This is a genomic window from Caballeronia zhejiangensis, from assembly GCF_022879815.1.
In the GTDB taxonomy this organism is placed as follows: domain Bacteria; phylum Pseudomonadota; class Gammaproteobacteria; order Burkholderiales; family Burkholderiaceae; genus Caballeronia; species Caballeronia zhejiangensis.
This window is the reverse complement of sequence record NZ_CP084285.1, coordinates 892,338-917,985: the sequence shown is the minus strand read 5'-3', so window position 1 is coordinate 917,985 and position 25,648 is coordinate 892,338. Positions and strand designations below refer to the sequence as shown.

General features: G+C 63.1%; 23 protein-coding genes. 6 read left to right on the top strand and 17 right to left on the bottom strand.

Annotation, left to right across the window (positions count from 1 at the left end):
- Nucleotides 1-94: 94 nt before the first annotated feature.
- The 6 genes from LDZ23_RS25385 to catA form a co-directional block, all read right to left on the bottom strand.
- On the bottom strand, nucleotides 95-502 hold the full coding sequence (locus LDZ23_RS25385; protein ID WP_033536407.1) for a RidA family protein: 408 nt from the start codon (nucleotides 500-502) through the stop codon (nucleotides 95-97).
- Between the two features lie 19 nt (nucleotides 503-521).
- A complete protein-coding gene (gene benD / locus LDZ23_RS25380; RefSeq protein WP_008347595.1) occupies nucleotides 522-1,298 on the bottom strand; it encodes a benzoate diol dehydrogenase BenD in 777 nt (258 codons plus the stop codon).
- Nucleotides 1,295-2,323 carry a benzoate 1,2-dioxygenase electron transfer component BenC gene (gene benC, locus LDZ23_RS25375; protein WP_244808255.1) on the bottom strand — a complete coding sequence of 343 codons (1,029 nt, stop codon included), beginning with the start codon at nucleotides 2,321-2,323 and terminating at the stop codon, nucleotides 1,295-1,297. Before benC ends, benD begins: the two co-directional genes overlap by 4 nt.
- A 35-nt stretch (nucleotides 2,324-2,358) precedes the next feature.
- Nucleotides 2,359-2,847 (bottom strand): benzoate 1,2-dioxygenase small subunit, encoded by a 489-nt coding sequence (benB, locus tag LDZ23_RS25370; RefSeq protein WP_008347590.1) that lies wholly within the window; start codon nucleotides 2,845-2,847, stop codon nucleotides 2,359-2,361.
- Entirely contained in the window at nucleotides 2,844-4,202 is a 1,359-nt protein-coding gene (locus tag LDZ23_RS25365; RefSeq protein WP_033536408.1) for a Rieske 2Fe-2S domain-containing protein, read from the bottom strand. The genes benB and LDZ23_RS25365 overlap by 4 nt, the downstream gene beginning before the upstream one ends.
- 105 nt (nucleotides 4,203-4,307) lie before the next feature.
- A complete protein-coding gene (catA, locus tag LDZ23_RS25360) occupies nucleotides 4,308-5,243 on the bottom strand; it encodes a catechol 1,2-dioxygenase (RefSeq protein ID WP_008347586.1) in 936 nt (311 codons plus the stop codon).
- A gap of 177 nt (nucleotides 5,244-5,420) precedes the next feature.
- Here catA and LDZ23_RS25355 point away from each other — a divergent pair, with 177 nt between their 5' ends.
- From LDZ23_RS25355 to LDZ23_RS25340, 4 genes are all read left to right on the top strand, one after another.
- The gene (locus tag LDZ23_RS25355) at nucleotides 5,421-6,344 is read left to right on the top strand and encodes a LysR family transcriptional regulator (RefSeq protein WP_008347585.1); all 924 of its coding nucleotides are present in this window, start codon (nucleotides 5,421-5,423) and stop codon (nucleotides 6,342-6,344) included.
- 105 nt (nucleotides 6,345-6,449) lie between these two features.
- Nucleotides 6,450-7,577, top strand: a complete 1,128-nt coding sequence (locus tag LDZ23_RS25350) for a muconate/chloromuconate family cycloisomerase (protein WP_008347583.1) — start codon at nucleotides 6,450-6,452, stop codon at nucleotides 7,575-7,577.
- 38 nt (nucleotides 7,578-7,615) lie between these two features.
- Entirely contained in the window at nucleotides 7,616-7,894 is a 279-nt protein-coding gene (catC, locus tag LDZ23_RS25345) for a muconolactone Delta-isomerase (RefSeq protein ID WP_008347582.1), read from the top strand.
- Nucleotides 7,895-7,902: 8 nt separating this feature from the next.
- Entirely contained in the window at nucleotides 7,903-9,087 is a 1,185-nt protein-coding gene (locus LDZ23_RS25340; RefSeq protein ID WP_008347580.1) for a benzoate/H(+) symporter BenE family transporter, read from the top strand.
- Nucleotides 9,088-9,463: 376 nt separating this feature from the next.
- On the opposite strand, the gene LDZ23_RS25335 is transcribed toward LDZ23_RS25340, so the two are convergent.
- The 3 genes from LDZ23_RS25335 to LDZ23_RS25325 all read right to left on the bottom strand — a co-directional run bounded on the left by LDZ23_RS25335 (nucleotide 9,464) and on the right by LDZ23_RS25325 (nucleotide 13,675).
- Nucleotides 9,464-11,017, bottom strand: coding sequence for a class I adenylate-forming enzyme family protein (locus LDZ23_RS25335; RefSeq protein WP_008347578.1), 1,554 nt, complete (start codon nucleotides 11,015-11,017; stop codon nucleotides 9,464-9,466).
- Nucleotides 11,018-11,084: 67 nt separating this feature from the next.
- Nucleotides 11,085-12,290 carry an amino acid aminotransferase gene (locus tag LDZ23_RS25330; RefSeq protein WP_008347577.1) on the bottom strand — a complete coding sequence of 402 codons (1,206 nt, stop codon included), beginning with the start codon at nucleotides 12,288-12,290 and terminating at the stop codon, nucleotides 11,085-11,087.
- Nucleotides 12,291-12,301: 11 nt separating this feature from the next.
- Nucleotides 12,302-13,675 carry an amino acid permease gene (locus tag LDZ23_RS25325; protein ID WP_008347574.1) on the bottom strand — a complete coding sequence of 458 codons (1,374 nt, stop codon included), beginning with the start codon at nucleotides 13,673-13,675 and terminating at the stop codon, nucleotides 12,302-12,304.
- A 135-nt stretch (nucleotides 13,676-13,810) separates the two neighbouring features.
- Here LDZ23_RS25325 and LDZ23_RS25320 point away from each other — a divergent pair, with 135 nt between their 5' ends.
- Nucleotides 13,811-14,284: an Lrp/AsnC family transcriptional regulator gene (locus LDZ23_RS25320; protein WP_008347573.1), complete on the top strand. Its 474-nt coding sequence runs from the start codon at nucleotides 13,811-13,813 to the stop codon at nucleotides 14,282-14,284.
- 23 nt (nucleotides 14,285-14,307) lie between these two features.
- Here LDZ23_RS25320 and LDZ23_RS25315 read toward each other — a convergent pair whose 3' ends face one another.
- From LDZ23_RS25315 to LDZ23_RS25285, 7 genes are all read right to left on the bottom strand, one after another.
- Complete coding sequence (locus LDZ23_RS25315) at nucleotides 14,308-15,138, bottom strand: ATP-binding cassette domain-containing protein (RefSeq protein WP_404989963.1); 831 nt, start codon at nucleotides 15,136-15,138, stop codon at nucleotides 14,308-14,310.
- A complete protein-coding gene (gene ssuC, locus LDZ23_RS25310; RefSeq protein WP_008347569.1) occupies nucleotides 15,102-15,884 on the bottom strand; it encodes an aliphatic sulfonate ABC transporter permease SsuC in 783 nt (260 codons plus the stop codon). The genes LDZ23_RS25315 and ssuC overlap by 37 nt, the downstream gene beginning before the upstream one ends.
- A complete protein-coding gene (gene ssuD / locus LDZ23_RS25305; RefSeq protein WP_008347568.1) occupies nucleotides 15,881-17,029 on the bottom strand; it encodes an FMNH2-dependent alkanesulfonate monooxygenase in 1,149 nt (382 codons plus the stop codon). The genes ssuC and ssuD overlap by 4 nt, the downstream gene beginning before the upstream one ends.
- Nucleotides 17,030-17,167: 138 nt before the next feature.
- Entirely contained in the window at nucleotides 17,168-18,154 is a 987-nt protein-coding gene (locus LDZ23_RS25300; RefSeq protein ID WP_008347566.1) for a sulfonate ABC transporter substrate-binding protein, read from the bottom strand.
- Nucleotides 18,155-18,305: 151 nt separating this feature from the next.
- Nucleotides 18,306-18,500: a hypothetical protein gene (locus LDZ23_RS25295; RefSeq protein ID WP_008347565.1), complete on the bottom strand. Its 195-nt coding sequence runs from the start codon at nucleotides 18,498-18,500 to the stop codon at nucleotides 18,306-18,308.
- Nucleotides 18,501-18,709: 209 nt separating this feature from the next.
- Nucleotides 18,710-19,405: a CBS domain-containing protein gene (locus LDZ23_RS25290; RefSeq protein ID WP_033536426.1), complete on the bottom strand. Its 696-nt coding sequence runs from the start codon at nucleotides 19,403-19,405 to the stop codon at nucleotides 18,710-18,712.
- A 136-nt stretch (nucleotides 19,406-19,541) separates the two neighbouring features.
- Nucleotides 19,542-20,381 (bottom strand): alpha/beta hydrolase, encoded by an 840-nt coding sequence (locus tag LDZ23_RS25285; protein WP_033536427.1) that lies wholly within the window; start codon nucleotides 20,379-20,381, stop codon nucleotides 19,542-19,544.
- A gap of 540 nt (nucleotides 20,382-20,921) precedes the next feature.
- Between LDZ23_RS25285 and LDZ23_RS25280 the strand changes: the two genes are divergently transcribed.
- A complete protein-coding gene (locus LDZ23_RS25280) occupies nucleotides 20,922-24,059 on the top strand; it encodes an acetoacetate--CoA ligase (protein ID WP_008347558.1) in 3,138 nt (1,045 codons plus the stop codon).
- Between the two features lie 54 nt (nucleotides 24,060-24,113).
- Here LDZ23_RS25280 and murJ read toward each other — a convergent pair whose 3' ends face one another.
- A complete protein-coding gene (gene murJ, locus LDZ23_RS25275; protein ID WP_008347555.1) occupies nucleotides 24,114-25,484 on the bottom strand; it encodes a murein biosynthesis integral membrane protein MurJ in 1,371 nt (456 codons plus the stop codon).
- Nucleotides 25,485-25,648: the final 164 nt, after the last annotated feature.

Genomic DNA, 25,648 nt, shown 5'->3' with positions numbered 1-25,648 from the left:
TTGATCAGGCGGAACGATGAACGCGCGCGCGTTCTCCTTGCTGCGTGCATGGCGCAGCAAGGTCGGTTCTTTTTACGTTGACGTTTCTTGCGTGTTACGACGCGCTCGCCGTCACTACGGCGACCGCCTTGATTTCGACGATATAACCCGCGGAACCACCGAGCATATGCGCGCCGATCGCGGTCCACGCCGGCAGCGGATGCGTGTTCAGATAACGCTCGCGCACCTGCATGAACAACGGCAGATCGCGCATGTCGGTATGAAAGCTCGTCACGTCGACGACATCGCTCAACGAAGCACCCGCCGCTTCGAGCACGAGCTCGAGATTGTCGAAAGCCTGCACGATCTGCGCTTCGCGGTCTTCGACCAGTTGCATGTTCGCATCGCGTCCAATCTGCCCGGACACGTAGATCGTATTGCCGGCCTTGATCGCGGGCGCATAGCGGATCTTTTCGTAGACCGCTTCCATTCCCGCGGGAACGATTGCCTTGCGTTCACTCATGATTGCGTCTCCCGTGAGATCAGCCGTTATCGCCGCCGGCGACGGGCAATACCGCGCCGGTGATATAGCTCGCTTCGTCCGATGCGAGGAAGAGAATCGGCGCGATCTGTTCGTCCAGCGTGCCGTAGCGTTTGAAGAACGTCGATTCGGTGACCTGCTTCACCGCTTCGCCCATCCAGACTTTTTCCTGCTCGCTGTCGCCGCTCGCATTGCGCGGCACGCGTCGCGCGGGCGCTTCCGTGCCGCCCGGCGCGGCTGCGACCACGCGGATGTTGCGCTCGCCGTATTCCATCGCGAGCGCCTGCGTCATTGCGTTGACGCCGCCTTTCGCCGCCGAATACGGCACGCGACGAATCCCGCGCGTCGCGTTCGAAGACACGTTCACGATGGTTCCGCGCCCGCGTTCGAGCATATGCGGCAACACGGCATGGCACGCGTAGAGCGTCGGCATGAGCGAGCGCCGGATTTCGGCGTCGATCTGCGCGGGTTCGAACTCGGCAAACGGACGCATGCGAATCGCGCCGCCGACGCCGTTGATCAGGATATCGATGCCGCCGAACGTGCGCGCTGCGAACGCCATCGCGGATGCCGCGCCTTCATACGTTTCCATGTCGGCGACGAAGCCGGCCGTATCCGCGCCCTGCGCTTCGGCGGCCACTTCCCCGATGAAGTCCGCGCGATCGACGAGCACCACCTTCGCGCCTTCCGCCGCCGCACGCAGCGCCACGCCGCGCCCGATGCCCTGCGCCGCGCCGGTCACGACCATCACCTTGCCGGCAAATCGTTGCGTGCTCATGCTGTCACCGGCGCGGCGTTGGGCGTGAACTTCTCGTAGTGGAAGCTGTTGGGCTTCACGCCGCTATCGTCGAAGTGCTTGCGCACGGCATCGACCATCGGTGGCGGGCCGCAGAGATACACATCGACATCGCCGTCATTCAGCTGTTCGGCGGGCATGTGCTGCGTCACCCAGCCTTTGCGCGGATGGTTCGAATCCGCATCCGCGACGACGGTGCTGAACGTGAAGTTCGGCAACCGCGCCGTATAGGCTTCGATCGCTTCGACTTGCACGAGATCGAGATCGCGCGTCACGCCATAGATGAGGTGAATCTTCTGCTGCGAGTTCGCGCGTGCGAGCACTTCGAGCATCGAGAGGAATGGCGCGAGACCCGTGCCGCCCGCGAGGAACAGCAGCGGACGCTCCACCCCGCGCAGATAGAAACTGCCGAGCGGACCGGTCAGCTCGACCGTGTGACCGGCCTGCGCGGATTCGAGCCATGTGCTCATCACGCCGCCGGGAATCTTCTTGATGAGAAAGCTGATCTTCGTCGCGCCCGGCGCCGACGAGAACGAATACGAACGATGCTGTCCGCTGCCCGGGACATCGATATTCACGTACTGGCCCGGCAGAAAAACCGGCGCGGGCGTAGCGGCATCCACATCCAGTTCGAGCACGACGGCGGCGTCGTTGTGCGGCTCGATCTTCGTGACCGTCGCGGCGAACTTGCTCTGCGCGGTCTTGCATGCCGTCGACGATGCCGGGACCGCGATCACGCAATCGCTCGATGGCACCATCTGGCAGGTGAGCACGAGACCGCTTTCCTTTTCGTCGTCGGAAAGCGCGTCTTCGATGTAGTCGTCGCCGAGATCATAGTTGCCGCTTTCGGCGCGGCATTTGCAGGTGCCGCACACGCCGTCGGAGCAATCCATCGGCAGATTGATCTTGGCGCGGAATGCGGCGTCGAGAACTTTCTCGCCCGCCTTGCATTCGACAAAACGCGTCACGCCGTCTTCGAAATTCAGTGCAATGTTGTAGCTGGACATGTTGCCTCCTACTTCCTGTCTCGTCACCGCGAGTGTCAGACGTGATAGACGTCGAGCACCTGGCGGATATAGTCGTTCTTCAGCACAATCTTCTTGTGCGCAATCACCAGAATGTCGTCGACCTTGCGCAGCGTCACGAAGATCGTGCCGAAGAAATGATCGGTGATCTTGTAGCGGTGATTGAGCGTGTCGAAGTTGTAGCGCACATCCACTTCGTTCTCGCGCTCGGCCAGCACTTCCACGTTGGTGACGTTGTGGCTCGTGCGCGGCTCGGGCATCGAAGCGCCACTGCGCTCGGTCTTGATGCGGAACACGCGATCTTCGAGGCCGCCGCGATCCGGGTAATACATCAACGAGATCTGACTTTCGTGGTCATCGGTGATCTGATCGTCGTCGTCCCATGCGGGCATCCAGTACGTGACGTCTTCCGCATAGCAGCCGAGCCATTCGTCCCATTGACGATCGTCGAGCAGACGCGCTTCGCGATACAGCGTCGCGCAGATTTTCAGGTAGTCGAAGCTCATGCCAGTGCCTCCCCTTGTTCCTTCTTCAACGCGTCGCGCATCACGTTGACCCAGTATTCGTGCTGCACGACGAAGAGTCCTTCGTCTTCGCTGCGCTCGCCCGAAATGAGCGGCTTGATACCCATGTTCTGCGCGTTCTCGTCAGGACCGTGGACCCAAAGCGGCGCGCCGCGCGAGAGGTCGTTCCACATCGCCGTGATGCCCGCATAACCCGACTGGCACGCGCGGAATTCCTCGAGGTCGTCGCTCGTGCCCATGCCGGTCACGTTGAAGAAGTCTTCGTACTGACGGATGCGCGTCGCGCGATCTTCGGCGCTCTCGCCCTTCGGCGCGAAGCAGAAGATGCTGACTTCGGTCTTGTCGACGCCAAGCGGGCGCACCACGCGAATCTGCGTGCTGAACTGATCCATCAGAAAGACGTTCGGATAGAGGCACAGATTGCGCGTCTGATTGACGATGTAATCCGCCTGCACTTCGCCCACGCGCGCCTTGATCTCTTCGCGATGCTGATACACCGGCCGCACTTCCGGATTCATCGTCTTCGTCCACAACAGGATGTGGCCATGATCGAATCCGTACACGCCCGCGACCGACTTGCTCCAGCTATTCGCATCGACGGCCTTGGTGCCTTCGATCTTGCGGCGGCCCATCGTCGCGGCGTAATTCCAATGCACGGTGCTGACGTGATAACCGTCGCAGCCGTTTTCCATCTGCATCTTCCAGTTGCCGTCGTAGATGTACGAGGAATTGCCGCGCAAGACTTCGAGGCCGTTCGGCGCCTGATCGACGATCTGATCGATGATGACCTTCGTCTCGCCGAGATAGTCTTCGAGCGGCATCGAATCCGCATTCAGGCTGCCGAAGAGAAAGCCGCGATAGTTCTGGAAACGCGGCACGCGGCGCAGATCGTGCGAGCCGTGCGTGTTGAACTGGATCGGGTATTCGGTCGTCTTCTCGTCCTTCACCTTCAGCAGCTTGCCGGTGTTGGAGAACGTCCAGCCATGGAACGGACAGGTGAAGCTGCCCTTGTTGCCGTGCTTGCGGCGGCAGAGCATCGCCCCCTTGTGCGCGCATGCATTGATGACCGCGTGCAACTCGCCGGTCTTGTCGCGCGTCACCACGATGGGCTGACGGCCGATCCACGTCGTGTAGTAATCGTTGTTGTTCGGGATCTGGCTTTCGTGCGCGAGATACACCCAGTTGCTCTCGAAGATGTGTTTCATCTCGAGATCGAACAGATCGGCGTTCGTGAAGATGTCGCGGCGGCAACGGAAGATGCCACTCTCCTTGTCGTCCTGGACGGCGTTTTGCAGCAGTTCATCGAGCTGCGTGGCTTTGTCGGTGATGGCGGACATATGAGTTCTCCCTATGCGCGTTCCGGCGACGGAGCGCATGCATCGGTATCGAAGGGGTCGTACGGAGATTCGGGCGGCGGCGGGCTGACCGCCGCTGTTGCGTAATTACGCGGTGACGGATGCGCGCGGGCGCTGGACGAGCTGGTTGTCCTTGCCCTGCACGAGCGGCGTCAACTGGATGTCGAACACGATTTCGTTGTACGCGTCGGCCTTCAGCCCCAGCGCCGTGCCGCCCGTCTTTTCGACGACATGCGGAACGAGTTCTTCGCGAGTCGCATAAGCGAAGTCATCCCAGATCAGCGGATCGCCTTCGATGTTGATCTGCGTCGTCAGCTTGCGATGCTTCTCGCTCGTCGCGAAGAAGTGCACGTGCGCCGGACGATTGCCATGACGCGCGAGCGAGTTCAGCAGTTGCTGCGTCGCGCCGTGCGGCGGGCAGCCGTATCCGACCGGCATCAGCGTGCGGAATTCGTACTTGCCGTCCGCGCCCGTTTTCACTGCGCCGCGCAGATTGAAATCGCTTTGCGCGCCGGTCGGGTCGAAGTGCGAGTAGAAGCCGTTCGAGTTGGCGTGCCAGCATTCGACGACCGCATTCGCAACCGGCTTGCCATCGTGACCCGTGACCGTGCCGCGAATGACGAGCGGGCCGGCGTTCGCATCGGGATCGAGATCGATCTTCGACACGCCCTCGCGCACCGGCGCACCGGCCACATACAGCGGGCCTTCGATGGTGCGCGGCGTGCCGCCGTGGATATCGGCTTCGCGGTCTGCGGCATCCATGCGGATGTCGAGATACTTCTCCAGACCCAGGCCGGCGGCGAGCAACGCCGCTTCGCCATCCTGACCGAGCTTGTTGAAGTAATTGACGCCGGCCCAGATTTCATCGGGCGTCATGTCGAGGTCGTCGATCGCCTTGAAGAGGTCGCTCAACAGGCGATGCGTGATCTCTTTGGCGCGAGCATTGCCGTCCTGACTCCCGATGTTCGCAGCGGCCTTCAGCAGGTCCTGCACTTCCTTCGTATCGAACACTTTGATGCTCATGTCTTCTCCTGAATCTCGCAATTTTCTGGTGGGGGTTAACCCTCGCTTCATCACCTGTGCAGATATGCTCGGAAGGTATAGTCGGGTGTTGAAACAGAGCGTGAAGGCAGGATAATGGACGTAAAGAAGCCCAGTCCAACACTGATTTAGTATCGGGCCATATCCAGGAGGTATTGAATGGAGTTGCGACACCTGCGTTACTTCGTGGCGGTGGCGGAAGAAAGAAACTTCACGCGCGCGGCCGAAAGGCTGCATATCGCACAACCGCCTTTGAGCCGTCAAATACAGCAACTCGAAGAAACGCTCGGCGTGCAACTCTTCGAACGCAACTCGCGGCCGCTCAAGCTCACGGAGACCGGCAAGTTCTTTTATTCGCATGCGGTGCAGTTGCTCGCGCAGACCGCCGAACTCGAATCGATGACGCGCCGCGTAGGCAATATCGAGCGCAGTCTTTCGGTGGGATTCGTCGGCTCGACGCTCTACGGCATGCTGCCGAAGATCATCCGGCGCTTTCGCGACGAGAACGCGACCGTCGAACTGAGCCTGCACGAAATGTCGACGATGGACCAGATCCGCGCGCTCAAGGATGGCCGCATCGATGTGGGCTTCGGGCGCATTCGTCATGAGGATGCCAACATCCGTCGCGTGATCTTGCGCGAAGAGCAACTGATCGTCGCGCTTCCGCTCGGGCACCCGCTCTCGCTCGCGAAGCCCATTCTCTCGCTGCGCGATCTCGTCAACGAGACGCTCATCATCTTTCCGAAGTCGCCGCGCCCGAGTTATGCGGATCAGGTGCTCGCGGCGTTTCAGGATCGCGGGCTCGCGCCGCGCAAGATCTACGAAGTGCGCGAATTGCAGATCGCGCTGGGGCTCGTCGCGGCGGGCGAAGGCATTTCCGTCGTGCCGAGCAGCGTCCACGGCCTGAAGCGCGACGACGTGAGCTACAAGGAACTCGACGATCCCACGCTCGTTTCGCCGGTCATCATGAGCATGCGCGCGCTCGACGAATCGCGCGACATCAAGGAAATGCTCGAACTCATTTACCGGCTGTATGACGAGGAGAAGATTCCTTACACGGCGCGCACGGATCGGGGGCGATGACGCGCGTCATACCTGGGGGGTATCGCACTAGACGCGAATGGTCTTGGACAGGCGGCAAACGGGCGCGCAATACTGCATCAACCTCTCCATTCCGACATTTCAGGCATGAACGCCCAAATCACCTCCGTCGAAGCGATTCTGGTTGATCTCCCGACCATTCGCGCGCATCAACTCGCGATGGCGACGATGCAGCAGCAAACCCTCGTCATCGTCCGTCTGCGCACGAGCGACGGCATCGAGGGCATTGGCGAAGCCACGACCATCGGCGGCCTGTCTTACGGCGATGAAAGCCCCGAAGGCATCAAGCTGACGATCGATACCTATCTCGCGCCCGCGCTCATCGGACAGGATGCGAGCAACATCAACGCGGCGATGCTGAAGCTCAACAAGGTCGCGCGCGGCAATCGCTTCGCGAAGTGCGCGCTCGAAACGGCGCTGCTCGACGCGCAAGGCAAGCGGTTGAACGTGCCGGTGTCGGAGTTGCTCGGCGGCGCGGTGCGCAAGACGCTTCCGGTACTCTGGACGCTCGCGAGCGGCGACACGCAGCGCGATATCGAAGAAGCGGAAATGCTGCTGGCCGAACGCCGTCACAACACATTCAAGCTGAAGATCGGCCGGCGCGGCGTGCGCGATGACGTCGCGCATGTATCGAAGATCAAGGCCGCGCTCGGCGATCGCGCGAAAGTCACCGTCGACGTGAATCAGGCATGGAGCGAGACCGATGCGTCGCTCGGCATCGAAGCGCTTCAGGCAGCGGGCATCGATCTCATCGAACAGCCGACTCCGCGCGAGCAGCGCGGCACGCTCGCGCGGCTCGCGGCGCGCTTCATCGTGCCGATCATGGCCGACGAAGCGGTGACGGGCCCCGAGGACGCGCTCGAACTCGTGCGTCACGCATGCGCCGATGTGTTCGCGCTGAAGATCGCGAAGTCCGGCGGCATCTACGGAATGATGCGCACGGCCGCCATCGCCGATGCGGCGGGCGTCTCGCTCTACGGCGGCACGATGCTCGAAGGCAGCATCGGCTCGATTGCATCGGCGCATGGTTTCAGCGCGTTGCCGCAGCTCGCGTGGGGCACGGAACTGTTCGGGCCGCTGCTGTTGAAGGACGACATCGTCACGGCGCGTCCGCAGTATCGCGACTTCGATCTGCACTTGCCGGAAGGACCGGGCCTCGGGCTTCAGATCGATGAAGCGAAGCTCGCGTTTTATCGTCGCGACAAGCGCGCTTGAATCATCGAATCAACGCATCAACAACGATTGGGGACATCATGCTTTATCTCGTCAGAATGGACGTTCATCTGCCGCACGACATGCCCGCCGCCAAAGCCGATGAAATCAAGGCGCGCGAGAAGGAATACTCGCAGGAACTGCAGCGGCAAGGCAAATGGCAGCAGTTGCATCGCGTGGTCGGCGAATATGCGAACTACAGCGTCTTCGATGTCGATTCGCACGATGAACTGCACACGATCTTGTCCGGCCTGCCGCTCTTCCCGTACATGACGATGCAAGTGACGGCGCTCGCGCATCATCCGTCGTCGATTCGCTGAAGCCGCGCATGTCGATTCCGGTATCGCGGGAAGGAAGCGGGTCGGTATCGGCGGTGAGCGCCGGGTTGCTTGCCGTCATCATCTCGTATGCCGGACCGCTCGCGATTCTCTTCCAGGCCGCGCACGCGGCACATGTCGGCAACGACGTGATCGCGTCGTGGGTCTGGTCCATCTCGATGGGCGCGGCCGTTTCGGGCATCGCGCTGAGTGTGTGGCTGAAGCAGCCGATCATCACCGCGTGGTCGGCGCCCGGTTCGGCGCTGCTCGTCACGCTGTTTCCGGGCATGCCGGTGAGCGAGGCGATCGGCGCGTATATCGTCGCGGGCGCGTGCATCTTCGTGCTCGGCTTGTCGGGATGGTTCGATGAGATCGTCAAGCGCATACCGAAGGGCATCGCCTGCGCGATGATGGCCGGCATTCTCTTTCAGTTCGGCACGAACGTATTCAAGTCGATTGCCGTTACGCCGTGGCTCGCGTTGGGCATGATCGCGAGCTTCCTCGTTTTTCGCCGATGGGCGCCGCGCTACTGCCTCATTCTGGTTCTCGCGTCCGGCTGCGCGCTGGCGATGGCACTCGGCCTGACGCATTTCGAGTCGGTCAGCCTTCATCTCACGCGCCCCGTATTCACGATGCCGACTTGGTCCTGGCAATCGACCGTGAGTCTTGCGTTGCCGCTCGTCATCGTCAGTCTGACGGGGCAATTCCTGCCTGGCTTTTCGATCTTGCGCGTGTCGGGTTATCAGACGCCGACGCGTCCCGTGCTCATGACGACGGGCCTCGCATCGATGCTCGTCGCGTTTTCGGGCGGCATCACGATCGTCATCGCAGCGATTACGGCGGCGCTATGCACCGGGCCCGATGCGCATCGCGACCCGGCGAATCGTTATGTTGCGGGCATCGCCAATGGCGTCTTCTATCTGATCGGCGGATGCTTTGCGGGGACGGTCGTCATGCTGTTCGCCGCGCTGCCGAATGCGTTCGTTGCGGTGCTCGCCGGTCTCGCGCTGCTCGGCGCGATCGCGGCGAACGTCGTGGGGCTGGTGCAGGATGAGGCGCATCGGGAAGCTTCGTTTATCGCGTTTATCGCGACGGCTTCGAATATGAGTTTTCTCGGGTTGGGGTCGGCGTTTTGGGGGATCGTGCTGGGGACGATGGCGCATTTGGTGCTGGGGCGGGCGAGGCACAGGGGCTAATTCGGACTTTGCGTGTATGCCTTCAAAACGCACGGTTATCCCGAGAGCCATCCTCACGATGCGCAAGTCAGGCGGGACGCCGCTCGACTTCCAGAAGTTCACGCTTGAAGACGTGCGTATTAGCGGCGTCGATCCTATTGGATCGGGTGGCTACCATGCCGAGAATGTTTAACTCCCGTTTGCGAGCGTTAAACAGGAATACACCACTCAAAATGCGCAGGGCGGTAGCAATGGTGTCATTACGGCTGCGTTCGATCTTCGGGCACGCTCAATTCGGCAAATGCGTTGATCGTGCTCCGGAGCATGAGTGAGGGACTTGTCGATGGCGGTAGCTTTACGTCGTCGATCGGCGTGCTTACTTACCAAGGACAATATTTCAACTGACTGCAGCCGGCATCGCACGCGCTTGGCCGAATGTACACCTGGTACTTAAGGCCTCCCGACACCAGAACCCAATCGCCGCCCGATTCACCTTCCCTTGCTCGGTAAGCGGCACGCGCTGCACGGCAGCCATCCGCACAACCTTCGCCACTGCGACCCCACACGCCGATTCAAGCGCCCGCATGCAACGCGCGACATCCACACGCCTTCCTGTCCACGGCACCACTACGACATCCCACACATAACCGCGCGCAGCATCGGCCGATGCAACAGCGCGCGCATAGCGCACATCGGGCAACGCACAAAGCGGCGTTTCGATCTGCGCCGGACCGACGACGGCACCATCGATTTCGGCGACATCCCCTCCACGTCCGATCACATGCAGATAACCCCTCCCGTCGATGAAGCCGATATCGCCCGTCATGCACCAGCCATCGCGAAACTTCTGCGCCGCTTCGATCGGCTGCCGGTAATAGCTCTGCGCCACCGCCTTCGATTTCACCTCGATCGCGCCGTGCTCGCCATGACGCGCGAACGTGCCGTCGGCGCGGCGAATCCGCACCTCGACGCCCGGCCGGATGCGCCCGGCGCTCTCGAGCAGACTCGCATCGACGAGATAGTCCGACGGCGTCAACACGCTCACGAGCCCCGCTTCGCTCGCGCCGTACATGTGCGTGAGCACCGGGCCGAGGCGCTCGATCGCGCGCCGCCGCAAAATCGCGGGCGCCGATCCGCCGATATGCGCGACCGAGCGCAACGAAGACAGATTGCGCCGATGAACGTCCGGATGATCCATCGTTTCGAACAGTTGCGGTTCGACGAGCAAGACGTCCGTAATGCGCTCGGCTTCGATCGTCGCGAGCGTTTCGGCGGGATCGTAGCCAGGCTTCAGCACGACGATGCCGCCGCCCATCAACGTGTTATCGACGAGCACTTGCGACAGATACGCAAGCGCGCCGTTGACGAGCTGCCGCCGATCCTCGGGGCTCGGCGCGCTCACCATCGTCGAATATGCGGCGAAGCTGCGGCGGCTCGCTTTCGGCACGCCGGTGGAGCCGCCCGATGACACCACCACCGCGAGATCGTCGGGTCTTGCACGGCTCTCAACCGGCAGATCGTGCTGCACGCGCGCCCGGATATCCAGCCGCAAACGCGCCGGCCCCGTTCCGACATACGCGAGACGCGCGCCGCTATGCGCCGGCACGAGATGCTTCGTCTGTTCGAAGGCGATGAGCAACGTCGGCTGCATGCGCGTGACGAACGCGGCGCGCTGTTCCGCGCGCGTGATCGCGGGCAGGAACATCGTCGTCGCGCCGAGCAGGCCGGTCGCGTAGCGGATCGCGAGCGCATCGGGGCAGTTCGGCGCGAACATCGCGACGAACCCGCCGCGCGTGACGCCGAACGACGCAAGCGCCCGCGCATATCGATAGATCGATGCGCGAAACGCCGCGCCGGTCACGTCGTCGTCGAGATAGCGCAGCACCGTGCGATCGGCGTGCGCGTCGAGTTGGTCGAGCAGCCCATCGACATAAGAGCGAAACGTTTCCATGACTGCATCCCTCCTTCATCAGCGATGGATGCAGTGTGCCCGCGCACAATGAGGCGAAAATGAGCGGCTACGCGATCGCTTTCGACAGCACTTCGCCGATGGCGCGCGCGGTCGCATCGACGTTGCGCTCGTTCAGCGCCGCGACGCACATGCGGCCCGAGCGGATCAGATAGACGCCGTGCCGTTCGCGCAGCACGTCGACCTGCGCGGCGGAAAGCCCCGTGTACGTGAACATGCCGCGCTGCTCGACGTAACGCGCAAGCATCGCATCGGGCACGTTGCCGGAAAGACGCGCGTGAATCGCGCTACGCATGCGCGCGATGCGCGTGCACATCGACGCCAGTTCTTCCTGCCACGATTGCCGCAACGCGGGCGTCGTCAAGACGCGCGCGACGATCCTCGCGCCATGCGTCGGCGGATTGCTGTAGTTCGCGCGCACGGCGCTCGTCAGTTGACCGAGCACGCGCGCCGCTATCTCCGCCGATTCGCAGATCACCGACAACGCGCCGCAACGCTCGCCGTAGAGCGAAAAGTTCTTCGAGAACGAATTGGCGATCAGCGCGGGCACGTTGCGGCGAACCAGCTCGCGAATCGCGAACGCATCCGCATCGAGTCCCGCGCCGAAGCCCTGATACGCCATGTCGATGAACGGAAGCAAGTCGCGCGCTTTGATGGCATCGATGAGCATCGCCCATTGCGCATCGTTCAGATCGACGCCCGTGGGGTTATGACAGCACGCGTGCAGCAGCACGACGCTCTTCGCAGGCAGATCGCGGATCGCCGAGAGCATCGCGTCGAACTTCAGGCCGCCGCTCGCTTCGTCGTAGTACGGATACGTGCCGACCGTGAAGCCCGCGCGCTCGAAGATGAAGCGATGGTTATCCCACGTCGGATCGCTCACCCAGACGTGCGACGCCGGGAAATAGCGCTTGATGAAGTCCGCGCCGACCTTGAGCGCGCCGGAGCCGCCGAGCGTCTGCACGGTCGCGATGCGGCCTTCGATGCGCGCGGGCGAATCGTCGCCGAATACGAGCGACTGCACGGCATCGCGATACGCGGCGAAGCCCGCCATCGGCAGATACGGTTTCGCAGCGGGTTCCGCGAGCAACTGCGCTTCCGCGTCGCGCACGGCGCGCATCACCGGCAGACGGCCTTCGTCGTCGTAGTAGATGCCGATGCTCAGATTGACCTTGTCCGCGCGCGGATCCTTCGCGAAGTCTTCGTTGAGCGAAAGGATCGGATCGCCGGGATAGGCATCGATGTGTTCGAACATGACCGTCTCCTTCAGACGCGCGACAAGGCCGCACTCGCGCGACGGCGATTGCGAATCGCATAGCCGACGCCGAGCACCGCGAGCCACACGGGAATCAGATAGACCGAGATGCGCAGATCGGGGATCAGGCACATCACCACGAGAATGCCCGCGAGGAACGCGAGGCACAGATAGTTGGTGAGCGGATAGCCGAGGCTCTTGAACACGGTCGTTTCGCCGTTGCGCGCCTTCACGCGTCGGAATTGCAGATGGATGAGCGAGATCATCGCCCAGTTGATGATGAGCGCCGACACGACGAGCCCCATCAGCAACTCGAATGCCTTGCCCGGCATCAGATAGTTGATGAGCACGCAGACGGCCGTCGCGAGCGCGGAGACGCCGAGCGCGGCGAGCGGAATGCCGCGCCGGTTGACCTTGAGCAGCGCGCGCGGCGCATTGCCCTGCTGCGCGAGACCATAGAGCATGCGGCTGTTGCAATACACGCCGCTGTTATAGACCGAGAGCGCCGCCGTGAGCACCACGGCATTGAGCACATGCGCGACGAAGTTGCTGTTCATCGCATGGAAGATGAGCACGAACGGGCTGCCGCCGGTCACGACCTTCTGCCACGGATACAGCGAAAGGAGCACGCCGAGCGCGCCTACGTAGAAAATCAGAATGCGATAGATCACCTGATTGGTCGCGCGCGGAATCGTGTGCGAGGGATCGTCCGCTTCGGCCGCGGTGATGCCGACCAGCTCCAGCCCGCCGAACGAGAACATGATGACGGCCATCGCCATGACGAGACCGGAGACGCCGTTCGGGAAGAAGCCGCCGTGACGCCAGAGATTGGTCACGCTCGCGTCCGGCCCGGCGCTGCCCGAGAACAGCAGCCAGCCGCCGAAGCCGATCATGCCGACGATCGCGACGACCTTCACGATCGCGAACCAGAACTCCAGCTCGCCATACGATTTCACGCTCGTCAGATTGATCGCGTTGATGATGCAGAAGCAGACGAGCGCGGAGATCCACGTCGGGATGCCCGGCCACCAGTACTGCACGTAGATGCCGACGGCGGACAGCTCGGCCATCGACACGAGAATGTAGAGCACCCAGTAATTCCAGCCCGACAGAAAGCCCGCGTACTGTCCGCAGTATTTGTCCGCGAAGTGGCTGAACGAACCCGCGACCGGCTCGTCGACGACCATCTCGCCCAGTTGCCGCATGATGAAAAAGGCGACGATGCCCGCGATCGCGTAGCCGAGCAGCACCGATGGTCCCGCCGACTTGATCGTCTGCGCGATGCCGAGAAAAAGCCCGGTGCCGATCGCCCCGCCGAGCGCGATCAGCTGAATGTGACGGTTCTTCAGGCCGCGCTTGAGCGTGCCGTGTCCCTCATGTGTCACGTGTCTCTCTCCTTGTGCTCGATTTAGGGGAATCAGTGTAAATTTGTTACGGCACAATATGATTTCCTAACGCGCGCAGACAAACCCTAGTTTGCGCGTCCGGATTTCATCGATTGGTTCATCGGAGAAAGAAAATTGCAGACTATCGAGATCGATCGTATCGACCTGCGTTTGCTCGGGATACTGCAGTCGCGCGGACGCATCTCCAATCTCGAACTGGCGGAAGCGATCAACCTGTCGCCGGCGCAGACGTTGCGGCGGCATCGGCGGCTGGAAGAGATGAGTGTCATCAAGGGCTACGAGACGCGGCTCGATGCGCAGGCGCTGGGCTTCGGCGTCGTCGCCTTCATTCAGGTGACGATGGAGCGCGGGCACGTGCGCGACCTCGCGAAGTTCAAGGGCGTCGTCGGCAAGCTCGCGGAGATTCAGGAATGCTTCGCCGTGACCGGCGATATCGATTACATGCTGAAGGTGATCGCGCGGGACCTGAAGGGCTTGTCGGAGTTTCTGCTCGACACGCTGATGCGTATTCCCGGCGTGAGCGGCGTGAAGTCGAGCGTATGTCTCGACGAGTTGAAGTGCGTGAGCGCGGTGCCGCTGGAGGGATAGTGAGGGCGGCGCTCACGCCAGGATCAGGTCGAGCCTCGCTGAAGCACCCGCGAAAGCACCTGTTCCTCGAGTTCGGCAAACCCCGGCGCCGTGCGCGTGCGCGGCCTCGGCAGCGGGACGTCGGTATCGAGCGTGATGCGCCCCGCATCGATCAGCACGATGCGATCGCCGAGCGACACCGCTTCCTGCACATCGTGCGTGACCAGCAGCGCGGTGAGCCGATGTTCACGCCACAAACGCTCGATCAAGCCCTGCATTTCGATGCGCGTCAACGCATCGAGCGCGCCGAGCGGTTCATCGAGCAAAAGCAGATCCGGCCGATGCACGAGCGCGCGCGCCAGCGCCACACGCTGACGCTGCCCGCCCGACAGACGCGACGGCCAGTCCTTCTCGCGTTCCGCGAGGCCGACCTCGGCAAGCGTCGCGCGGGCTTCGTCGCGCTTGTCGCGCGGCAGGCCGATCATCACGTTGTCGAGCACGCCCTTCCACGGCAAGAGACGCGCGTCCTGAAACATGATCCGCACTTGCAGTTCGTCCGATCGCGCGGCGGCGTTGCGCTGCAGAATGCCGCCGGTCGGTTGATCGAGACCGGCGATGAGCCGCAGCAACGTCGACTTGCCGCAGCCGCTGCGCCCGACGATCGATACGAAACTGCCGCGCTCGATCGACAAGTCCAGCCGATCCAGCACCGTGCGCTCGCCGAAGCGCTTCTCCACGCCGCGCAGCGACACGGCGATATCGCGCCCGCCGAGCGGCGCGCGCGCATGTGTTTCGACGCGCCTGAACGCGGGCGTCAGCGTGTCGATATCGATCAGATTCATGATTGCGCCTTCGTTTGATACGCCGGATGCCAGCGCAAGGTCGCGCGTTCGATCGCGCGCGCGGCCATGTCGGCGAGTTTGCCGAGCAGCGCGTACAGCAGGATGCCGACGACCACGACATCGGTTTGCAGGAACTCTCGCGCGTTCATCGTCATGTAGCCGATGCCCGACTGCGCGGAAATGGTCTCGGCGACGATCAGCATCACCCACATCAGCCCGAAGGCGAAGCGCACGCCGACGAGTATCGACGGCAACGCGCCCGGCAAAATCACATCGCGATACAGCGCGAAGCCGGACAAGCCGTAGCTTCTCGCCATCTCGATCAGGTCGCGATCGACCGAGCGGATGCCGTGATACGTGTTGACGTAGACCGGAAAGAACACGCCCAGCGCGACGAGCACGAGCTTCGCTTCCTCGCCGATGCCGAACCACAGGATCAAGAGCGGAATCATCGCGAGCGCAGGGATGTTGCGGATCATCTGCACGGTCGAGTCGAGCGCGATTTCGGCGGGCTTGAAAAGACCCGTCGCGAGACCGAGCACGAAGCCGATTCCGCCGCCCATCGCGAAGCCCGCGAGCGCGCGGCCCGCGCTGACCTTGACGTTGGCCCACAGATCGCCGGATTCGATCAGTGCCCACGCCGCCTTCACCACCGCGAGCGGTTCGGGCAGCACGCGCGACGACAGTCCGCCCGTGCGCGCGGCGCTTTCCCAAGCGATGAGGATCATCAACGGCACGAGCCACGGCAGCGCGCGGCGGGCAATGAATGCCAGTTTCATGATGCCGATGCGCGCGGCAATTCCGACGTGCCGATGACTTCCCCGAACGGCCCCGAGAGCGGCCCGCTCGCCTGCTCGCGCTGCTTGCGCGGCAGAAGCGGAAACACCAGTTCGGCGAAACGATACGACTCTTCAAGATGCGGATAACCCGACAGGATGAACGTATCGATGCCGAGTTCCGCGTACTGTTTCATCAGCCCGGCGACCTGCTCCGGATTGCCGACGAGCGCGGTGCCCGCTCCGCCGCGCACGAGCCCGACGCCCGCCCACAGATGCGGATACACCTCCAGCTTGTCGCGGCTGCCGCCGTGCAACGCGGCCATGCGTCGCTGGCCTTCGGAATCCATCTTCGCGAACGAGGCCTGCGCGCGGCGGATGGTTTCATCGTCGAGCTTGCTGATGAGTTTGTCGGCGTCGGCCCATGCTTCCTCTTCGGTCTCGCGCACGATCACATGCAGGCGAATGCCGAACTTGATGTCGCGCCCTTCCGCTTTCGCGCGGCTGCGGATATCGGCGAGCTTCTTCTCGACGTCCGCGGGCGGCTCGCCCCACGTGAGATACGTGTCGATGTGCTTCGCCGCGATATCGTGCGCCGCCGCCGACGAACCGCCGAACCACAGCGGCGGATGCTGCTTCTGCACCGGCGGATACAGCACCTTGCCGCCCTGCGATTGCAGATGCTTGCCGTCGAAATCGAAGCTGCCGTTGTCGTGCGACTGTTCGAGCAGGCCGCGCCAGATCGTGAGGAATTCGTCGGTGATTTCGTAGCGCGTGTCGTGATCGTGAAAGACGCCGTCGCCCGCGAGTTCGGTCGGATCGCCGCCCGTCACGACGTTGATGAGCAGACGCCCGTTCGAGAGCCGGTCGAACGTCGATGCCATGCGCGCCGACAATCCCGGCGAGCTCAGGCCAGGGCGAATCGCGACGAGAAACTTGAGGCGCTTCGTCGCGGGAATGAGGCTCGACGCGACCACCCACGCGTCCTCGCAGGAACGGCCCGTGGGCAGCAGCACGCCTTCGTAGCCGAGCGTATCGGCGGCTACCGCGATCTGACGGAAGTAATCGTAATTCGCGGCGCGCGCGCCTTGCGACGTGCCGAGATAGCGGCTGTCGCCGTGCGTGGGGATGAACCAGAAAACATTCATGTTCGTCGTGTCTGAGAGAGGGCTTGCCGCGCGCAGGAATGCAGCGGCGCTCGAACGAGTCTAACGACGCGTCGCGCGCGGCTGAACCATCGATTCGCGCTAAGGATGTGCGTGATCGTGCTAACGCCGGTCGCCGCGTCAGGCAACGTTCCAGCGCGCTTCGGTCACGTCGAGCTTCTTCGGGATGAGCTTGAGGCTCGTGAAGGTATCGGCGATCTGCTGCTGGTACGCGAGCGTGGCTGGATCGATCGGCTGCACGCCGTACGACGTGCGTTTCAACGCCGTTTCGAGGATGCCGGTATCGAGCCCGACGAGCGGCGACAATTGCGCCGCCACGGCGGAGACGTTGTCGCGCGCCCAGCGATCGACCTGATCCAGCTCTTCGAGCACCGCATGCACGAGTTGCGGCTGCGCCGCCGCGATCTTGCGCGTCGCGAGGTAGTACTGCACGTTGCGCACGATGCCTTCTGCGTCGGTCAGTTGACGCGCGTTCGCCTGCTTTTCGGCGGCGGCGAGATACGGATCCCAGATCGCCCATGCGTCGATGCTGCCCTGCACGAACGCGGCGCGCGCATCGGCGGGCGCGAGATAGACCGGTTGAATATCCGACCACGTGAGATTCGCTTTTTTGAGCGCCTCGACGAGCAGATAGTGAACATTCGATCCTTTATTCAGCGCCACTTTCTTGCCGCGCAATTCCGCGACCGAACGGATAGTCGAATCCTTCGGCACGACGATCGCCTCGGCGTGCGGCGCGGGCGGCTCGTGGCCGATATACACGAAGTCGACGCCCGCCGCCTGCGCGAAGATCGGCGGCGTCTCGCCTACCGTGCCGATATCGACCGCGCCCGCATTGAGTCCCTCGAGCAGTTGCGGCCCGGCCGGGAATTCGAGCCATTGCACCGTGACGCCTTGCGCCGCAAGGCGTTTGTCGAGCGATCCGCGCGCCTTGAGCACGACGAAGTTGCCGTACTTCTGATAGCCAATACGCAAGGTCTTCGGCGCATCGGCGGCTTGCGCGATGCGCGTGGCGAGCCCGCCCGACAGCCCCGCACCGAGCGCGGCGAGCGTGAAGAGCGTGCGACGGCGCGCGGGAATGGAAGGCGTGTTCTTGCGGTCGGACATGCGTGTTTCCTCGTTGAGCGAAGGCATCTTTACCGATGCCAATGCTAACAACGCATGCCTCGCGGGCTAAACGAGAAATCGTGATATCGATAGTGCGGTCAGGCCGATGCGTACCGACGTGACTCAGTATGTCTGCACACGTCCCGACGACTCAGTGAGTGCGCCGCACGGCGCGCAGCAGCCAATCGCCATCTTCCGTGATGCGCGGCAGTTGCGCGCCGCTCACGAGTTGTTCCATCGCGATCAGTTGACGTTCGAGAAGCGTGTCGAGCTCGTGCCGGTCGATGATCTGATCGGCGGCATCCTTGACGAGCATGAGGGTTGCGAATTCGTGTGCGCTGAGCATACCTGTCTCCCCATCGTTTGATTAGCTGATGTAGGCATGCGCTTCGGACGCATGACCCGGGGGTACCTCTGGCCGCGATAGCAGCGGGATTCGATAGTAGGACCGGATGCCCGTTCGCGGCAATTCGGGTCGTCCCGGATAGTGGGAGAAATCGGCCGATCGAGACGACTTACGCCGCGACGCGCCTGTCGTTGATCGGCTTTGGACTTTCACAGCCCCGGCATGATCGGATAAGGAATCGTGTGATCCTCGACGCGCTTCACGCCCGGAATGCTTTGCGACGCGATACGCATGGCATCGAGCTGATCCCTCGACCACACCGTGCCCCACAAATGCACGACGCCATCGCGCACGACGATATTGCGCCCCGGAAACGCCCAGCCGCGTCCAGCGAGATCGCCCATCAGCATGGCGCGGATTTCGGCATCGCTGGCGAGCGCCTCGGGCGCGGCTTCGACGGCGAGCGCCGACGCCAGCGCCTGCACCAGATTCGAGCGGCTGACGATGCCGACGAGGCGGCCATCGCGCAGCACCGGCACGCGCTTGATGTGATGGCTTTCGAGCACCGCGGCGATATCGGCCAGCGACGTGTCCTCTTTGACGCAGATGGGTTCGCGCGTCATGATCTCGCCGACCGTCGGGGCATGCGACTTGATGTAGTCGGCCGCGCCGCCATCGGAGCCGAGCATGTCGAGCCACCACGAGCGGCGGTTGCGTTTCTCGGTGCCGATTTCCTCGCGATGAAGCAGATCGCCTTCGCTGATCATGCCGACGACGCGCTCATCCTGATCGACGACGGGCGCAGCGCTGATGCGGTGCTGCACCAGGAGCCGCGCCAGGTCATGCACTCTCGTTTCGGGCGTGACGGAAACGACAGGGGAAGTCATTACATCGCGTGCTTGCATCATGTGCTCCGGAGGTCGATGAATAAGGTCGCGCATACGCGTCCTGAATCACTCTAAGGAGCGCTGCGCGATCCTCGATTGACTTGCATCAAGCAATCCACCGGAGCACGCGTGCGGCGAACCGACGCGGCCTCGTTCAATGCGCGCCGATGAACGCGACGACGTCGGCGAGAACGGGCGAATCCTTGCGGCGCGACGCCGAGAACGTGTCGATGATCGTGTCGTGGCCGTATCCCGCGTATTTCTTCAGCACGACAGCGTCATGATGCGCGCGCAGCGCTTCCGCGAAGCGATCGCTGTTGCGCGGATCGACATCGGTGTCGGCCGTGCCTGCGGCGAGCAGCATCGGCGGTTCGTCTCCCGATATGAACGCGATCGGCAACGCACCCGCGCGCAACGCCGCCGGAAAGATCTCGTCCATGTGGGGATCGCTCGTCGGGATCGCGGCGTAGGGGCCGGCGAGTCCGATCATCCCGCGCAGCGAAGTATTCGCGATGCCTTGCGTGGCGAGATAGCGCGGATCGGTTGCGAGCATCGAGGCCAAGTGCGCGCCGGAGGAATGCCCCATCAGAAAGATGCGATTGGGATCGCCGCCGTATTCGTGCGCGTGATCGCGTGCCCAGCGCACGGCGGCGGCGGCGTCATCGAGAAAGCCGGGGAAAACGGCTTGCGGATAAATGCGGTAATCCGGCGCGACGGTCACGATGCCGTGCGCGGCGAGCGCCTCGGCAATATTGCGCGAGTCCTTGCGATGGCCGCTTTGCCAGCCTCCGCCGTAGAAATACACGACGACCGGGCGATTCCCCGGCGTGCCCGAATCGGGTGCATAGACGTCGAGCCGCTCGCGCGGATCCGTGCCGTACGCGATACCGTCGGCTCGTTCGCTATCGTGTTCGAGCGCGCGCGCCGCTATGACGCCGCCCACGCATGCCGCCAGCGCGAGGGCAATGAACTTTCTTCTTGCCGGAAAATGCATGTTGCGTTCGGAGTATTTTTTCAGGCGACATGACATGATGCACGACGCTTATTGTCCGTGCTGGAAATATCGTTGCGTGCATCATCTTAGAGCAGCAGGAACCGCACACACTTACGGCGGCCTGACGAATAGCATCACGAATCTTTCATAATCTTTCCAATTAGGAATGCCACGCATACCGGTTATTCGATGTTTATAAGCGTGTCGAATTCACGCATCGCAAATCGCATTGTTTCGGTCGCGCGAGGTCGCGAATTAACTCTTCAGCCCCTGATTAAATAATATGGCATGACCAGCCGACGATTCGCGTCATTCCTACCGACTCCCAACGCGCTTCATTAATCAGCGAACGACTTGTGTTTCTCTCCGCACATTACCGGGCGATCTGTCTGGATACGCTTAATCGTCGATGGCACATGTCCGCCGGAATCGGACCTATTCGAGAGCGCGAAAAAGCGCCGCAGACAATCCAGAGATTTAAAAAAAGAAGGCAAACCGAGTGCCCAAAGGTATTGCCATAACTGCTGAGGGAGCCACTTCATGGATCGTTCGGAATCGCCCGGCGAGGCGAGGTCGCGTCTGCCGATTTTTGTCCAGGAAACCGTCCAAACCACACCATCGCAGATATCCGCATTCACCGCGGCGCTGCGAGCGCAATCCGGCCAGCCATTAAAAGACTTTAGCGAGTTACACGACTTCTCGATCCGCGATTACCGCGGCTTCTGGAAGTCCTTTCTGCAATGGACGCCGGGATTGACGTGGTCGGGCAAAGCCGAGCCGGTATGCGTCGGCGATAGTTGCGAACACGCGCGGTTCTTTCCCGACGTCACGCTCAATTACGCTGAGAATCTGCTCGGCTTCTCGATTGCGCCCGCGGATTCGCCCGCGCTCACCGCCTGTCACGCCGATGGCCGCCGCGTGCGCTTTACGCGCGGCGAATTGCGTGCGCGCGTGGCTCGTCTCGCCGACGCGCTCACGCAACTCGGCCTGCGCGAAGGCGACCGCGTCGCGGGCGTGATGCGCAACGACGCCGATGCGATCGTCACCGCGCTCGCCGTGACCGCGATCGGCGCGACGCTGTCCACCGCCGCGCCGGAAATGGGCATCGAAACGCTGCTCGACCGCTTCACGCAACTCGAACCGCGCTTCCTGTTCGCGCATACCGCCGCCAAGCCGTTCGACACCGGCACGCCGCTCGACAAGAAGATATCGATGCTCGCCGACGCGCTCCCAACGCTTGCGGGCATCGTCAGTCTCGATGGCGATCCGTCGGCCGTGCACGCCGCGCCGCCCGTCAACTCGCTGGACGCGCTGCTCGCGGCCGGCGATCCGGCGCGGGTCGAATGGAAGCGCTTTAACTTCAATCACCCGCTCTTCGTGATGTTCTCGTCCGGCACGACCGGCAAGCCCAAATGCATCGTGCACGGCGCGGGCGGCAGCCTCATCGAGCATCTGAAGGAGCATCGGCTGCATTGCGATCTCCGGCCGGGCGACCGCATGTTCTTCCACACGAGTTGCGCGTGGATGATGTGGAACTGGCAGTTGTCGGCGCTCGCGTCGGGCGTCGAAATCGTTACCTATGACGGGCCGATCGCATCGGTCGATACGTTGTGGCGGCTCGTCGCCGAAGAACGCGTCAACGTGTTCGGCACGAGTCCCGCGTATCTGAAGATGTGCGAGGACGCCGGGCTCGTGCCGTCGCGCGAATTCGATCTGGGCGGCCTTCACGCGATGATGTCCACCGGCGCGATCCTCTTCGACGCGCAGTTCGAATGGGTCCGCGACAACGTGAAGCCGCTGCGATTGCAGTCGATTTCCGGCGGCACCGACATCCTCGGCTGCTTCGTGCTCGGCAACCCGGACCTGCCGGTTTATGCGGGCGAGGCGCAATGCAAGAGCCTCGCGTTCGATGTGCAGGCGTGGCGCGACGGCGCGCGCACGCAAGGCGTCGGCGATCTGGTGTGCGTGAACCCGTTCCCGTCGCGCCCGCTCGGATTTCTCAACGATCCGGACGGCGAGCGCTTTCACAAGGCGTATTTCAGCGCCAATGCGGGCGTGTGGACGCACGGCGATCAGATCGAGTTTCCGCCGGAAGGCACGGCGCGTCTGCACGGACGCAGCGACGGCGTGCTCGTCGTGCGCGGCATCAATGTCGGGCCGGGCGAGATCTATCGCGTGCTCAACGACATTCCCGAGATTCGGGAGGGCATCGTCGTTCAGCAGCGCGTGCGCGCCGCCGATGCCGATGCCGATGCGCCCGGCAATCCGGTCGGCGAACGGCTCGTGCTGCTCGTGACGCTGAAAGCCGGCGCGCGGCTCACCGGCACGCTGATCGCGCGCATCCGGCGCGATCTCGTGAGCCGCACGTCCGCCGCCCATGTCCCCGACGTGATCGCGGCCGTCGACGATCTGCCGGTCACGCATAGCGGCAAGCTGACGGAAGCCGCAGTGCGCAATGCCGTCAACGGGCTCGATGTGACCAACGCCGCCGCGCTGCGCAATCCGGCATCGCTCGATGCGATCCGTCATCATCCCGCGTTGCAGCCGCGATCCGGCGACGTGCCGCAGAGCTACGCGACGCGCGAGGAACTGGAGCGGCTGTTGCAGACGAAATGGGAGCAACTCTTCGCGTTCGCCCCGATCGCTCGCGACGACAATTTCTTCGAACTCGGCGGACATTCGCTGCTTGCGGCGCGTCTGCTGGCGGAACTGCAACCGATCATCGGACGGCCAATCCCGCTCTCGACGATGTTGCGCGCGCCGACCATCGCGAAGCTCGCCGATGTCATCGACAACGGCGCGCTGCCGCAGACATCGGAAGTGCTCGTGCCGATGCGCGAAGGCGAAGGCGTCCCGCTCTTCCTCGTGCATAGCGTGACGGGATCGGTGCTCGAATGCACGCGCCTGATCGGCAATATGCGCAAGGAGCGCCCGGTGTACGGCCTTCAGGCGCTCGGGCTCGATGGCGAGACGGCGCCGCAACGCCGCGTCGAGGACATGGCGAAGACTTACGTCGAGCAGATTCGCAAGGTTCAGCCGAACGGCCCGTATGCGCTCGCCGGATTCTCGTTCGGCGGACTGGTCGCGCTCGAAATCGCGCAGCAGTTGTTCGGCGCAGGCGAGCAGACAGAGTTCGTGTGTCTGCTCGACACCTACGTGCAGGAACGCTGGCTGCCGTGGTTCGCGCTGCTCGAATTCCGCCGCGATTACGCGAGCCGTCTATGGAAGACGCTCGCGCGGATGTCGCCGCGCGAACGCGTCGGTTTTGCGGGCGCGAAGTTGTCGGCCGCCGGGAACAAGCTGGCGATGCGCCTCGGCCGCGTGCCGCAGACGCCGGCGCAAGTCGCATCCGCCGATCCGATGCCGCCGGTTTTGCGGCGCATGCGCGACACGTTCCGCGCCGCGATGAACAACTATCGGCCGAAGCCGTACGAAGGCGGCCCGATCGTCTACGTACGGGCCGCGTCGCGCGAGGAAGACCGGGGCGATCCGCTGCCGCTCTGGCGCAAGATTGCGCGCCGTGGGCTGACGGTCGCGGAAGTGCCGGGCAACCATGCGGGCGTCATCGAGGAACCGGGCGTGTATGCGGCGGCTGCCGCGCTCGACCGCGACTACAGCGCCGAGGACGACACCGAAATGCAGCGTCGCGGTCATGGCGTGATGGTGCGGGGCGCGTAGGACTTGCCAGCGGGTCAGCCGCTCGCGCGAACGGAGCGGCTGACTGCCGATGAATCACTGGCTATCGGAACGCGGTGCGGTAGCGGTCGGCGCGAAGCTGGTGAGGAAGAAGTAGCAGATGAAGACGCTCGCCGCGCCCACGCCGGTCCCGAGCAGCACGCCCTGCGATCCGAAAAAGCGGATCAGAATCGCCGTGGCCGCTAGCTTGGTCGCGAATCCCAGCACGGAAATGACCGTGATCGCCTTGTAGCGCGCCTCGCTCGCGAACGACTGAATGAGCACGCACATCCCGAACGAAAACGGAATCTGCGAAAGCCCGCAGCGGAACAGGCTCGTGACCGCGATCGTGTCCTCGCTCGTGAACGCGCCCTTCTGGAACAGCAGCTTGATCGCGTACGGCGCAAGCGCATAGGCGATCATCGCGCCGACCGTTCCCACGCCCAGCATCACGAACGACCATTTGCGCGCCGTGCTGCGCGCCCGCGCGTGATCGCCGCGATGCAGGATTTCCGAAAGAATCGGCAAGGTCGCCCGACTGATCGCGATCGCGCCCATGCTCACGAGCAGCGACAGCAGCCGGTTCGCGTAGCCGAGCGTCGCGATGGCGCCATCGCCCATATGCGCCATGAAGTATTGATCGACGGGAAGCCACAGGTTCGCCACCACCGAGCCGATCAGCAACATGCCGAGCGAGCGCGTCATGCCCGGCCAATGCGGCGCGCGCACGGAGAGACGCGGGCGCGCGGGCACGCCATCGGCGCGCCGGGCGAGGATGCGCAGCCACACGGCCTGAATCACGATGCCGATCGTCGTGCCGACGATGAGCGGCATGATCGACGTGTTGTTGCGCGCGCTCAGCACGAACACCAGCAGCGCGATGGCCGGCACGCATTCCAGCAGCGTGTTGATGTGCCTTTCGGATGCCTGGAGCCGCGCCGCCGAAATGCAGATCGTGAAGGCCAGCACGCCGACCGGCGTCATCCCGACGACCATCTGCCGGCACATTTCGCGCGTCGATTCGGAGAGCGTTCCGGCGAAGAGACCGACCATGTGCGGCCACAAAAAATACAGCAGCAGCGATACCACGATGCCGATGGCAAGCCCCGCGCCCTCGAGCTCGCTGAGAAGCTGGTTCTGCCGGTGCTTGTCGTTCCTGAGCGCGACGAGCGCGGGCACGAGCAGCACGCTCAACTGATTCGTGATCGTCGCGGGCAGCCAGGTGATGATCGTGAGCGCGAGCTGATAGGCATCGACGGTGCCGCTGACGCCGTATCGATACGCGATCGCCATTTCCTTCGATGCGCCGATCAGCTTCCCGGCAAGAACGAACAGCAGCAGGACGAAGGCGCTCCTCGCGATGCGCTTGTGATCCTGATGAACCCCGAGCAGACGTTCTCTTAGCGATTGCACTGTTGCGGTCAGCACTCTCCCTCCGGCAAATTGACCTCGATCCGCGCAAGACGGATGCTTGCTTGCGCACCGGGGGAGAGTGCATCAAACGGCATGCGCGAACTGTTCGCCACAGCACGGCGCGCGCCGATGCCATGCGCGAACCCCGCGATTCTGCACGGTCATGCTGGCACGCCCGG